This is a genomic window from Gelidibacter sp. (genome assembly GCF_053579655.1).
Map to the genome: position 1 here is coordinate 14,752 of NZ_JBMDWE010000045.1, position 12,939 is coordinate 27,690.

Annotated in this window: 8 protein-coding genes; 4 read left to right on the plus strand and 4 right to left on the minus strand. The window is 38.0% G+C overall.

The features are described 5' to 3' along the window. Window positions 1–1,092, minus strand: coding sequence for a glycosyltransferase family 2 protein (locus ACOH2D_RS16425; protein WP_449535921.1), 1,092 nt, complete (start codon window positions 1,090–1,092; stop codon window positions 1–3). A 7-nt stretch (window positions 1,093–1,099) separates the two neighbouring features. Continuing rightward, entirely contained in the window at window positions 1,100–1,717 is a 618-nt protein-coding gene (gene recR / locus ACOH2D_RS16430; protein WP_348037218.1) for a recombination mediator RecR, read from the minus strand. 126 nt (window positions 1,718–1,843) lie between these two features. On the opposite strand from recR, the gene ACOH2D_RS16435 reads away from it, so the two are divergent. After that, entirely contained in the window at window positions 1,844–3,286 is a 1,443-nt protein-coding gene (locus ACOH2D_RS16435; protein WP_348037216.1) for a sodium:solute symporter, read from the plus strand. Here ACOH2D_RS16435 and ACOH2D_RS16440 read toward each other — a convergent pair. Next, a complete protein-coding gene (locus tag ACOH2D_RS16440) occupies window positions 3,257–3,625 on the minus strand; it encodes a CoA-binding protein (RefSeq protein ID WP_348037214.1) in 369 nt (122 codons plus the stop codon). The two genes, ACOH2D_RS16435 and ACOH2D_RS16440, sit on opposite strands and share 30 nt — an antisense overlap. A 118-nt stretch (window positions 3,626–3,743) precedes the next feature. On the opposite strand from ACOH2D_RS16440, the gene ACOH2D_RS16445 reads away from it, so the two are divergent. Further along, a complete protein-coding gene (locus ACOH2D_RS16445) occupies window positions 3,744–6,203 on the plus strand; it encodes a TonB-dependent receptor (protein ID WP_449535922.1) in 2,460 nt (819 codons plus the stop codon). Window positions 6,204–7,049: 846 nt separating this feature from the next. Here the strand turns inward: ACOH2D_RS16445 and ACOH2D_RS16450 are convergent. Next, complete coding sequence (locus tag ACOH2D_RS16450; RefSeq protein WP_449535923.1) at window positions 7,050–8,060, minus strand: 3-oxoacyl-ACP synthase III family protein; 1,011 nt, start codon at window positions 8,058–8,060, stop codon at window positions 7,050–7,052. Between the two features lie 176 nt (window positions 8,061–8,236). Here ACOH2D_RS16450 and ACOH2D_RS16455 point away from each other — a divergent pair, with 176 nt between their 5' ends. Continuing rightward, the gene (locus ACOH2D_RS16455; protein WP_449535924.1) at window positions 8,237–10,687 is read left to right on the plus strand and encodes an alpha/beta hydrolase family protein; all 2,451 of its coding nucleotides are present in this window, start codon (window positions 8,237–8,239) and stop codon (window positions 10,685–10,687) included. Window positions 10,688–10,857: 170 nt separating this feature from the next. Next, window positions 10,858–12,771 (plus strand): molecular chaperone HtpG, encoded by a 1,914-nt coding sequence (htpG, locus tag ACOH2D_RS16460; RefSeq protein WP_449535925.1) that lies wholly within the window; start codon window positions 10,858–10,860, stop codon window positions 12,769–12,771. Window positions 12,772–12,939: the final 168 nt, after the last annotated feature.

A 12,939-nucleotide genomic window follows, 5' to 3' on the forward strand; every position in this document is an offset into this window, starting at 1 on the left:
TCACCATAAAACCACTTCCCCAGGTTGTTGTGAGCTGTCGCTACCAATTATAAAACGAGCGTTTTTAGGCAAAATCCTATAAGTCAAACCCTTGGACACATCTAAAGACACCATTTTATCAATAAGCTCCCCATAACCAATGGTATTCCCATCAAAAACCACCTGTGAAGAGGCCGTTACCTCCGCTAAATTATGAATAATTTTCACATCAAAAGGAAGTTCTTTATGTAAGTGTATATCATTTGTTATAAGGACGTGCGACTTTACTTTTTTATCTGTTGACTTAGGCATTTTCATGCATAAGCGAGAAAACCGTATGCCAAACCATATTATAACATCAAAAACAGGGTTCGATTTGAAATGCTTTTTATAAAAAATATGCATGGCGCCATAAAAGCGTTTGGTGTAGATTTTATCTTTTAAAGTACTCTCTCCTTTATAATGCAGGATCGTTGTTTTACCATAATACAGATTGTGATATCCTCTCTTTAAGACTTTATAGGAAAGATCAACATCTTCGCCATACATAAAGTAATCTTCATCAAAACCGCCGACTTCTTTATAAATCTCTTTTTTAAGAAACATGAAGGCGCCGACCAAAACATCAACTTTACCAATGGCTGAAGGCGATAAGCTATTAGCGTAATAAGAATTTGAAAAACCCAATATTTTTTTGATAGAGACTATTGGCGTCGGAATATTCCTTTTGCTTTCAGGTAAGAATTGACCACGTCCGTCAACGAGTTGACATCCCAAAATTCCCATTTTAGGGCTATTCTCGGCATAATCCAAAATCTTAGTAAATGTATCTTCGGCAACCACCGTATCAGGATTGAGAATACACAGGTATTCCCCCTTTGCCTGAGCAACTCCTATATTATTACCTTTGGAAAACCCAAAGTTTTCTTTATTTTCAATTAAAATGACCTGCGGAAAAAGCTGTTTTACCATCGCGCAACTCTCGTCAGAAGAATGATTATCTACAACGATAACTTCAGCATCCAAATCGACTAACGCCGCTTGCACGCTTTTGAGGCACAACTCCAAAAAGTAGCGCACATTATAGTTCAATATGACGACGGATAGCTTCAAAAATACATCAAGATTTTAGAGACGATTCAAAAGGGATTCGGTTCAAAATACTTCTTCCGAGGGTAACCTCATCTGTATATTCCAACTCATTTCCTACTGAGATACCTCTGGCAATTGTTGATGTAATAATTTCACAATCCTGAATTTGCTTAAAAATATAAAAGTTGGTGGTATCGCCTTCCATCGTTGAACTTAAGGCGAAAATCAACTCTTTTACATGTCCTTCTCTCACCTTCTCGACAAGGGAAACAATATTGAGATCATTGGGACCAACACCATCCATAGGAGATATTTTGCCGCCCAAAACATGGTACAAGCCTTTGAAGGAACTCGTATTTTCAATAGCCATCACATCTCTGATATCTTCCACCACACAGATGATTTCTTCAGTTCTGCGCGGATTTGAACATATCTCGCAAAGTTCGGTATCACTGATATTATGGCAACTTTTGCAAAATTTGATATCATTCCTCATATGCTGCAATGCCGAAGCCAATAAAGCTGTTTGTTCCTGAGGCTGCCGCAATAAATGCAACACCAATCGCAATGCCGTACGTTTCCCAATTCCGGGGAGTTGCGACATTTCATTAACCGCCTTTTCGAGTAGTTTTGAAGAAAATTCCATAGGGGCGAATTTACAATTTTAGTGCCTATTTTTTGGTGCTTTAACATATTCTTATTTCACATTAAAGCCCGAGATTTGCAAAAACGAAAGTTCAACACCTAAATTTACCGACAGATTTCCCAAAACATGAATTCCACGACTATTATCATTCTTATCCTTTCCTATTTTGCCATTCTCATTTTGATCTCTTTTCTTACAGGAAAAAAATCAGACAACAATACATTTTTTAAAGCAAATCAACAAGCACCTTGGTATGTTGTGGCTTTTGGAATGATTGGCGCATCGCTATCAGGAGTGACTTTTATTTCCATTCCCGGATGGATTGAATCCTCACAGTTTAGCTATATGCAAGTGGTGCTGGGTTATATTGTTGGGTATATAGTTATTGGAACCGTGTTGCTCCCTCTCTATTACAAACTGAATTTAACTTCCATTTACACGTATTTAGAGGAGCGCTTTGGAAATGCTTCGTACAAAACGGGCGCTTCATTCTTCCTAATTTCCAGAGTTGTCGGAACGAGCTTCAGACTCTTCTTAGTAGCCAACGTGCTGCAAGTCATTCTCTTTGATGATTTGGGAATCCAGTTTTGGCAAACCGTGACTTTAACGGTGTTTTTAATTTGGTTGTACACTTTTAAATCGGGCATAAAAACCATTATTTGGACGGATACCTTGCAAACCTTATTCATGTTAATCGCCATTGGGGTGACCATATTTTATGTGAGTGACGACTTAGGCATCAGCAGTGGAAACATTTTAGGCTATGTTTTGGATAGTGATCTTTCTAAAACCTTCTTTTTTGACGATTTTAAATCCAGTAATTATTTCTGGAAACAATTCATATCAGGAGCTTTTATTGCCATCGCCATGACAGGACTGGATCAGGATATGATGCAAAAAAACCTGACTTGCAAAAGTTTGAAGGATGCACAAAAGAACATGTTTTGGTTCACGATTGTGTTAACATTGGTCAATTTTGTTATTTTGAGCTTGGGCTTACTCTTAACCGTGTACGCACAGCAAAACGGCATAGACGCCCATCGCGACGAGCTTTTTCCTGTGTTGGCTAAAGAGTATTTAGGAATTGGCGTTTTTGTATTTTTCCTAATCGGATTGATTGCTGCGGCCTACAGTAGTGCAGACAGCACCTTGACCGCCTTGACCACCTCCTTTAGTATTGATATTTTGGATATTGAAAAAAAATACGATGTTGCTAAACAAATCGCCATTAGAAAGCGGATGCACATCATCATTTCCTTTGTCTTGATTTTCGTAATCATCTCCTTTAAATACCTAATCAAAGACGAAAGCGTCATTGCCAAGTTGCTTCTTTTTGCTGGCTATACCTACGGACCTTTGCTAGGACTTTATGCTTTCGGATTATTCACGACCTGGCAAATAAAAGACAAACTGGTTCCAATTATTGCCATCCTATCTCCAATTTTATCCTATATCATCAGTTTCAACAGCCTAAAATGGTTTGGATTTGATTTTGATTTTTTCATTCTGATTCTAAATGGCAGCTTGACCTTCTTCGGACTAATATTGATCCGTACTAAGCATCACTAAGGTACAGGCCATTTCAAATTCAATATTGGCCTCGCGTAAGCGTTTAAAAAACTCAGGATTTTCTGTCCCTGGATTGAAAATGACACGATCAGGTTGCAAAGCAATTAGATAGTCATAAAATGGCTCTTGTCTAGTGGCATTCATATATAAAGTGATGGAATCAACCGCCTCGTAAGGCTTCAATTCCGTATCAATCACAACTCCTTCAACGCTACCCTCTTTTAATCCAAAAGCAACAACCTCATGTCCATAGGCCACGAGTTTGCGCAGCGCCATATTGGAATAACGACTCGGATTTAGCGAAGCTCCAAACACCAATGTTTTCTTGCTTTTTTTCATGATTTCAAATATTATATTTTCCTAAAAATTAAAACAGTGTAACAATAATCAAAAGTACTCGTCTCTAGTATAACAATCAAATCAAAATTCATCAATCAAATCAAAAAATCCATCACTAATGAAATCATTATTCTTATTCTGCATTTTAATGTGCTCTACATTATTTGCACAACCGTCGGCTTCCCATGAATTAAAAGAAGGTTCTATTTCTGGAACTGTCATCGATGCCCATCTCAACCAACCACTTCCTTACGTTACCATTGTCATCAAAAACACATCCAACGCAACCATCACTGGCGCGATTACTCAAGATGACGGCAGTTTTAAAATCTCAAAATTGCCTGAAGGCCAATACTCCGTAAACATTCAATATATCGGCTACAAAACCATCACACAGCCTTTCAAAATCGGAAAAGAGGGCTATGATGTCAATTTAGGAAAGATCTTACTGGAAGAAAATATCGCGGCTTTAGATGAAGTTACCGTAGTTGCAGAAGTCTCCAGTATTCAACAGAAAGTGGATCGAAAAGTGATTACGGTTGGAAAAGACCTGACCACTTCTGGGCCGACCGCGTCCGACATTTTGAACAACATTCCTTCCGTAAGTATCGATCAGCAAACGGGAAGTTTGAGTTTACGTGGCAATCAGAATGTGCGTGTCATGGTAGACGGAAAACTATCCAATGTTCCCGTGGAGCAGCTCTTGAAACAAATTCCGTCAACCTCAATCAAGCAAATTGAATTGATCACCAATCCGTCGGCAAAATATAATCCAGAAGGCATGAGCGGCATTATTAATATCATTCTTCATAAAAACACGAATGTCGGTTTTAATGGAAACCTGAATCTTGGCTTGACCAAAGACATCCATGCGAAATTCAATAGCTCGATGGATTTGAATTACAGAAATGGCAAGTTCAATCTCTATGGGAATTATGGCAACAACATAGGCAAAAACCAAAATTACGGAACCATCGATCGACCTAATGACAATTCTCAGCAGGCTTTTGACATTTTCAACAACAACAAATCCCATCTGTTCAAATTTGGAATCGATTTTTATGCTGATGATAACAATACCATTTCCGTATTTACCAATCAAAACAGCTATGATGGTAAAGGCCTAGGCGCCGTCAGTATTTTAAGACCGAATATGGCAACTCAAGCTCAAGTTTTTAATGTTTTATCTGATAATCTATCCTCACAATACAATTTGGTGTTTAAGCATAACTTGACCAAAGAAGGCGAGAAAATCGATTTAGAGGTGGATTACAATACCTATACTGAAAATGAAGCTTCTGATTTCACATATACTAATTTTTCATTTCCTCCAAATTATATGGATTTTGTTGACACCAATCGTGAGCAAACCACCATCAACTTGGACTATGTGAATCCGCTAAGTGACAAAGCAAAATTGGAAGTTGGACTTGAAGCGCGTTTGTTTAATACGGATGTGCATTATGATTCCACAGGAAAATCCTTTAATGAAACAGGTGCCATCATCAACACTCCAAGTACAGACTTTAATTATAAAAGAGGTATTTATTCGGCTTATCTCACTTACGGAAAAACCTTTGAAAAATGGAGTTATCAAGTGGGCGCCCGTGCAGAAAGTGTTACAGATGACGCCAAAGCCATAAACTATACAGAAAACTCAAGGGAAACTATTCCTTTTAAAAACGATTATCTACAAGTGTATCCCTCCGCATTTCTGACCTATACACCAAGTGATAAAAACTCCTATCAGGCGAGTGTGAGTAGACGTGTGGATCGACCAGGTTTAGGACAAATAAACCCCATTAGAGAATGGAGCACTCCACTAACCTCTTCTTTCGGGAATACAGAATTACAACCTCAGTTTACGAATTCCATTGAATTGAATTATACAAGAAAATTAGAAAAAGGCTCCTTTACAGGCGGTGTTTTTTATCGAATTATTGAAGATGAAATTAATCAAGCGGCATTTATTGACCGTCTGGATTTGAACAAGACCATTCTAACTTATGATAATTTTGACAACACCTCTGCGTACGGCATTGAGCTGTCAAGCACCTACAAACCTGCAGACTGGTGGAATTTTAATGCGAGTTTTGATCTGTTTTCACAAACCCAAAAAGGTATTTCTGAAATTTTAAATACACCTATCGGACAAGAACCCACAGTAAATGATATAGGACTTACTGAAATTAAAGTGGATAACATAGCCTACAGTTTCAGAATGAACAATACTTTTAAAGCGACTAAGAAGCTTAGTTTTTCTCTTTTTGGCATGTACCGATCAGAAAGAGAAGGCTTACAGTTTACCAGCAAACCCATGTATTTTGTCAATACCGGTTTACGATATAACTTTTTGGATGATGCTGCCACATTCAGTTTTAATTACAATGATATTTTCAATACAATGAAGGCTCAATTTGAGAGCGACCTGCCTTATCGTCAAGTGGGACAATTCAATTGGGAAAGCAATTCCTGGAACATCGGATTATCCTATCGTTTTGGCGGTGGCAAATACCGCGCTTTACAACGAAAAAATAGAGATCAAAATGAAAAATCTGGTGGCGGTGGGATTATGTAATGAAAACTATCAATTACACAACTCACTACCAAGCAACTAAGACGATCCAGACGCTAAATATGTAACGAGAAAAAATAATGCATTAAATATTTCAACCGTTAAAGTTATGTTAATTGTAGAGTTAATGTTGGAACATTCCTATCTAAGCCCTTGTTTTATCACACCTAACTAACTATTGTCTTATTTTTAAATTGATTTGAATTAGCCTTCTACTTTTTGAAAAAAGGTATTAGCGAAGTTGGTATACCTAAAATCCGAAGTTTCGACTTCGGATTTTTCTATTTTACACACCCTTATAGTATTCCTTTTTTGGGGAATTAAAAACCCATTATAAGCATCGCTAAATTATTGAGCACTAACTTTTATGCATGAGCATAAAGGTGTTAAATCTGAAGGTTTCCCCTTCATAATCAAGCACTTTCTGTTAATTGGAAGTTAAAGTGAAAAACTGATGAAATAAAACAGGGATTATAGCGTCTGAATATATGTGATAAGTTTTCATATTTAATCAAAGTGTTAGTTAAGTTGATTAATAGCAGAGAAGCCCGGGACAGAATAATGTTTCGGGTTTTTCAATTCCTGCGAAGGCAGGAAACCTTCAGGTTCAGCGAAGCTAATCTTGTTCTTTATCTAACAATACTTTAAATAGTATAGTCAAAACAAAAATTTCCTGCGTAGGCAGGAAACTTAAGAGTTTCTATAATAAGGTCAAAATCATAAATTCAAAATAGCTTTATAAAAATTCTACTAATTCTCATCTTTTAGATCGTCATAAATATCGAGATTACCATTTTCATCATGAGATCCCTGCCTTCGCAGGGATTAAGTAACCACGCAGGGATTTTGCTACCATCTAATTACCACACTTCCCCAAGTAAATCCACTACCAAAAGCTGCCAATACCACCAAATCGCCATCTTTTATTCTACCTTCTTCCCACGCTTCTGAAAGGGCAATAGGAATGGATGCCGCTGTAGTGTTGCCATATTTTTGGATATTGTTGAACACTTGATCATCAGTTAAATCGAATTTTTTCTGAATGAATTGTGAAATCCTCAAATTAGCCTGATGTGGAATAAGGAGGTCAATCGATTCCTTCTTCAGATTGTTTTTTACCAAGCCCTCAATGATCACTTCACTGAATCTCACCACAGCATGTTTAAATACAAATTGGCCATTCATATAGGGGAAGTAGCTTAAATCGTCAGGGTTATTTTCTTCAATAATATCGGTTACCCAACGTGTGCCCATTCCTGGAGCTTCCGTGGCCAATTCCAGAGCATGTTTTCCTTCAGAATGTAGATGTGTAGACAAAATTCCTTTGGTATTGTCTTCTTCACGTGTCAACACCGCTGCTCCTGCACCATCGCCGAAAATGACGGAAATATTTCGACCTCTCGTGGTTTTATCAATTCCGTGCGATTGCAATTCGGAACCAATGACCAAGATGTTTTTGTACATCCCCGTTTTTATAAACTGATCTGCCACAGAAACCGCATACACAAATCCTGAACACTGATTACGTACATCTAAAGCGCCAATCGTCCCAATATCCAAAGCTTCTTGGATTTGAACGCCTGGGCCAGGAAAATAATAATCTGGACTCAACGTCGCAAAAATAATAAAATCAATCTCATCCTTATCTAAGCCTGAATGTGCAATCGCCCTTTTAGCAGCTGTTAACCCCATGGTAAAGGTGGTCTCCTTATCTTCTGGCTTTGCCCAACGGCGCTCTTTGATACCGGTACGTTCTTGGATCCACTCGTCATTGGTGTCGATTATCTTAGATAAATCATCATTAGTAACCACATTATCAGGAACGTAATGCCCTAAACCAATTATTTTGGAGTTATACATAAGTCAATTTGTTTAGTATTAATTTGTTTCGCAATTTAAACAATATCCACAGTATTCATAAAAATACCGATTTTAAATACTTAAGCTGGGGTAATTCGCCGCTTTTTAACATTTAATTGAGAATGCCTTCTAGGGTTTTAAGTATTTTTAGCGCTTTAACTAATTTAAAATCTATTATGAGAGCATTATTATTGAGTTTATTCTTGATGCTGTCCATATTTAGCTATGGACAAGTCAATTTATCCTATCAAAAACCGGATCAAAGTATCCTTAATCTAGCAGAAGCGCCCTTGGCCCCACGCATCAGTATGGATCGTCAAGGTGAAAACATTATTTTTCTTTATAGAAGCAATTATAAAAGCATCGACGAACTTTCAGAAACTGAATTGCGTCTCGGCGGTCTGAGAATAAATCCGGTAACGAATATTGGCAGCAGAACGACTTATTACACCGACTTTAAGATCAGAAATGGACGCGAAGGCGATCCTCAAAACATTGCAGGAATGCCAGAAGACGGTCGTTTTGCCTATTTATCCTGGTCTCCAAACCAACAATACGCTGCCTTTACCAATACCACTTCAAAAGGAGTCGAACTATGGTATATCGATGTTAAGACTAGTCAAGCAAAAAAACTGACTAACGACAATCTTAATGCTAATATGGGCCGACCTTACACGTGGTCAAAAGACAGCAAATACTTGTTGGTGCAAACGCTTCCGGCTTCAAAAAAACAATTGATCGATCCAAAAGAAGCCGTGCCTGCAGGACCAACTATATCGGTTAGCGAAGCTGGCGTAAAAGCACAAAACAGAACCTACCAAGATTTATTGACCAACCCTAATGACGAATATAATTTTGAGCAATTAGCGTTGTCTGACATTCAAAAAGTAGATCTTAACGGTAATGCGAGCAATTGGAAATCGACAGACATCTATCAAAATCTAAACTTTTCTCCTGATGGCAAATATGTGATGATCACAACCATCAACAAGCCGTTTTCTTATTTGGTACCTTATACCAGATTCCCATCGACCACTACTATTTATGATGCGAATGGTACATTGATCAAAAAAGTATTGGAAGTTCCACTTATTGAAGACTTACCTCAAGGCTTTATGGCTGAACGTACAGGAATGCGTGGTTTGAACTGGCGTAACGATCATCCGGCAACTTTGGTGTGGACGGAAGCTTTAGACGGTGGTGACCCTGCCCAGGACGTTCCGTTCAGAGATGAAGTATTTCAACAAAAAGCACCATTTACGGCTAAAAAACAATCCATTTTAAAAACTAAGGATCGTTTTGCTGGCATCCGTTGGGGTAACGAAAATACCGCAATTGCTTTTGACAGATGGTGGAATAGCAGAAATACAAGAACCTATCTGTTTGATCCTTCCAACGCAAGTAAAGCACCTAAAGTACTTTCTGACAGAAATTATCAAGATGTTTATAGCGATCCAGGAAGCTTTGTAAGCACCTTGAACGACTTTGATGAATCAGTATTAGACCTTAATGATGGGAAAGTTTATCTCATTGGCGATGGTTACAGTGCTGAAGGCAAGTTTCCGTTTATAGACGAAATGAATCTGAAGTCTCAAAAAACAGTCCGTTTATACCAATCTAAGGAAACGGATAGAGTTGAGAACATTACATCTGCATTAAATGCGAAAGCAGGAGAATTTATAGTTCAGTTGGAGTCGAAAAATGAATACCCAAACTATTATATCAGAAACATTAAAAAGCGCATCGCACTTCAGCCGTTAACGCAGTTTGAAAATCCATTCAAAAGCTTACAAGATGTGCATAAAGAAGTGATCAGCTATAAACGTGATGATGGATTGCCACTTACAGGCACCTTATATCTGCCAACCGATTATAAAAAAGGTGAAAAATACCCGATGATCATGTGGGCTTATCCTCGTGAATATAAAGACAAAAACAGTGCCGCTCAAAGCACATCCAACTCTAACGAATTTACCTATCCTTCTTATGGTTCGCCGGTATATTGGGTGACCAGAGGTTATGTGGTGTTGGATGCTGCAGCATTCCCGATTGTGGGTGAAGGCGATGACCAACCCAATGATAGCTTTATCAAGCAATTAGTGGGTAACGCCAAAGCTGCGATTGATGCTGTTGATGCGATGGGCTATATTGATCGCGACCGTGTAGCTGTTGGTGGACATTCTTATGGTGCGTTTATGACCGCCAACTTATTATCACATTCCAATTTATTTGCTGCAGGGATTGCACGAAGTGGTGCCTATAACAGAACCTTGACCCCTTTCGGATTTCAAAGTGAAGAGCGTAACTATTGGGAAGCTCCAGAAGTTTACAACACCATGTCGCCTTTTCAGAATGCGCATACGATGAAAACACCTTTATTGCTGATCCATGGTGAAGCCGATAACAATTCAGGCACCTATCCAATGCAAAGTGAGCGTTATTTCAATGCCTTAAAAGGTTTGGGCGCGCCGGTAAGATTAGTGATGTTGCCGAAAGAAAGCCATGGTTATGCCGCCAAGGAATCCATTATGCACATGCTTTGGGAACAAGATCAATGGTTGGAAACCTATGTAAAGAACAAAAAGAAAGACGCTCCTATTCAAACAAAAGAGACTCTTAAAAAATAAAGCTTATACCCAAGTTTTGAAAAAGCCGTTCTACCGCAGAATGGCTTTTTTTATGCCATCTTGTCACAAAGCTACACTTGGCATTTTTGTTGACTACTCGGATGTAATAGAAATTTAAGTTTAACTCAATAAGATTCCCACCTTCGAGGGAATGACAAAATTTATAAATTATGACAAAAGGAAGTATTAATGTTTCGGTGGAAAATATTTTTCCATTAATTAAGAAGTTCTTGTACAGTGACCACGAAATCTTTTTACGTGAGTTAGTGAGTAACGCTACGGATGCTACTTTAAAATTAAAGCATCTTACCAATATTGGCGAAGCCACTGTGGAATATGGCAATCCAATAATTGAAGTTAAAATTGATAAGGAAGGTAAAAAACTTCATATCATCGATCAAGGTTTGGGAATGACGGCTGAAGAAGTTGAAAAATACATCAACCAAATCGCTTTCTCAGGGGCTGAAGAATTCTTGGATAAATATAAAGATGCCGGAAAAGATTCAGGGATCATCGGACATTTTGGTTTAGGCTTCTACTCTGCTTTTATGGTGGCTGAAAAAGTCGAAATCATTACCAAATCTTATAAAGAAGGAACCGAAGGTGCACGTTGGACTTGTGATGGCTCGCCAGAATTCACTTTGGAGCCAGATGCCAAAACCGAGCGTGGTACAGAAATCGTGCTTCACATTGCTGAAGATTCCTTAGAGTTTTTAGAAGAATCAAGAATCCGTGAACTCTTGACCAAATACAACAAGTTCATGCCTATTCCAATTAAATTTGGAACTAAGGAAGTCAATGATCCAGACCACAAACCTGAGATTACAACAGATAAGGACGGCAAAGAAAAAACTGCCCCACCAAAGAAAATCACGGTTGACAATATCATCAACAATCCTAATCCTGCATGGACAAAACAACCAGCTGAATTAGAAGATAAGGATTACAACTCTTTTTACAGAGAATTGTATCCAATGCAATTTGAAGAGCCATTATTCCACATTCATTTGAATGTTGATTACCCTTTCAACCTGACTGGAATTTTATATTTCCCAAAAATGTCGGGCGATTTGAATATCCAAAAGGATAAAATTCAATTGTACCAAAATCAAGTATTCGTAACTGATAATGTAGAAGGTATCGTTCCAGAATTCTTGACCATGTTAAGAGGTGTGATTGATTCTCCAGACATTCCGTTGAACGTTTCACGTAGTTATTTGCAAGCAGATGGCGCTGTGAAGAAAATCTCTTCATACATCACACGTAAAGTGGCGGATAAATTGAAATCATTATTCAATGAAAACCGTGAGGATTTTGAGAAAAAATGGAATGACATCAAGATTGTGATTGAATACGGAATGCTTTCTGAAGATAAATTCTTTGAAAAAGCAGAAGCTTTCGCACTCTACCCAACAGTTGATGGTAAGTATTACACCTATCAAGAATTATTTGACAAAATTAAAGACAACCAAACGGACAAAGATGGCAAGTTGGTTATTTTATATGCCTCAAACGAAGATGCGCAACACAGTTATATTGAAGCAGCAACCGCCAAAGGTTACGAAGTTCTCTTATTAGATTCTCCAATCATCAGCCACTTGATGCAAAAACTGGAATCTACTAAAGAAAACATCACATTTGCCCGTGTGGATGCTGATCATGTTGACAATTTAATCAATAAGGACGAAACCAAAATTTCTAAATTATCTGAAGACCAACAAAAAGAATTGGAAACGATTTTAAAAGAAGCGATTCCTTCTGAAAAGTTCATGGTACAATTAGAAGCTATGGATAGCGATGCATCGCCTTTCATCATCACACAACCAGAGTTTATGCGTCGTATGAAAGAGATGCAAGCTACAGGCGGTGGTGGAATGTTCGGATTGGGCAATATGCCAGAAATGTACAATTTGGTCGTTAATACGAACTCTGAATTGGTAGGCGAAATTTTAAACACCAAAACCAAGAAAAAACAAGAGCGCTTAATTTCTCAAAGCTTAGACTTGGCACGTTTGTCTCAAGGCTTATTGAAAGGAAAAGAATTGAGTGAGTTTGTGAAACGTTCTTATGAATTATTGAAATAAGAAGATTTTTGGTCGGCATTTTTTTAAATGCAGCAACCAAAAACGCACTTATAAAAATAATCAGCGCAGCTAACCATTAAAATAACAAATTCCTGAGCAGGCAGAAAACCTTTAGGTTCAGCGAAAGCTAAACTTGAGAAAGGTTCAGCGAAAGCTAAACTTGAGAAA